Source organism: Pontibacter harenae (assembly GCF_020907245.1).
In the GTDB taxonomy this organism is placed as follows: domain Bacteria; phylum Bacteroidota; class Bacteroidia; order Cytophagales; family Hymenobacteraceae; genus Pontibacter; species Pontibacter harenae.
In genome coordinates this window covers 1-476 of the sequence record NZ_JAJJWH010000109.1, presented here as the reverse complement: position 1 = coordinate 476, position 476 = coordinate 1, and the positions used below count along the sequence as shown (strand labels likewise).

At 57.8% G+C, this 476-nt stretch carries 1 protein-coding gene; it reads right to left on the bottom strand.

Annotation, left to right across the window (positions count from 1 at the left end):
• Positions 1-461, bottom strand: a 461-nt coding sequence (locus LN893_RS20410; protein ID WP_369427721.1) for an MGH1-like glycoside hydrolase domain-containing protein, incomplete at its 3' end; no start/stop codon positions are given.
• Positions 462-476: the final 15 nt, after the last annotated feature.

The following is a 476-nucleotide window of genomic DNA, read 5'->3' as shown; positions in this document are numbered from 1 at the left end:
TCCTCTGCCTCGTGGGTATAGCCTACGTCGAGCAGGTGCCCGTGCATAAACCAGTTGAACATCACCCAAGTGGGGCCGCGCCAGATGTAGAGCGACTCATCAGGATTGAAAGCGGGCTCATCCACAGCAAGCGAAGGGATGGGATAAGGCACATGAAAGCCGTCCCGCTGCTGCAGGTGCCGGCGCAGCACACGCCTGCAAACCGCGTCGGGCACCTGGCGCAGCACCACCGGGAAAAAGATCGTACCTGTCTTTACCTTTAGCTTTCGGTAATTGTGCCCGGCCAGGTCGTAGAAGGCGGCATCGGCTTCATCATACATATACTTCAGGATGCTGTTGCCTGTCTTCTCCGCCTGCGCCTGATAATGTTCGGCACTCTCCGGATCGCCAGCCAGGGCACAGAGTTGGGCCAGCGCCTCCAGGTTCTGGACGTAGATGGTGTTGAAGGCGGCGTCTTTCACAATAAACCTGTTGCT